This window comes from Jeotgalibacillus salarius (assembly GCF_004405125.1).
In the GTDB taxonomy this organism is placed as follows: Bacteria; Bacillota; Bacilli; order Bacillales; family Jeotgalibacillaceae; genus Jeotgalibacillus; species Jeotgalibacillus salarius.
Genome location: NZ_SORX01000032.1, coordinates 1 through 212 on the forward strand (window position 1 = coordinate 1; position 212 = coordinate 212).

Consider the following 212-nt stretch of genomic DNA (forward strand, 5'->3'; position numbering starts at 1 on the left):
AACCCGTGTTACCGCCGTGAAAGGGCGGTGTCTTAACCGCTTGACCAACGGGCCAGGATAGCAATGGCGGAGAGCAAGGGATTCGAACCCTTGAGACAGCGGTAGCCGTCTACACGATTTCCAATCGTGCTCCTTCGACCTCTCGGACAGCTCTCCGTGGCTCCACAGGTAGGACTCGAACCTACGACCGATCGGTTAACAGCCGATAGCTC

1 tRNA gene is annotated in these 212 nt (G+C 57.5%); it reads right to left on the reverse strand.

Features of this window, described 5'->3' with window-relative positions:
• Nucleotides 1-64: 64 nt before the first annotated feature.
• Nucleotides 65-156 (reverse strand) — tRNA-Ser (locus tag E2626_RS17060).
• Nucleotides 157-212: the final 56 nt, after the last annotated feature.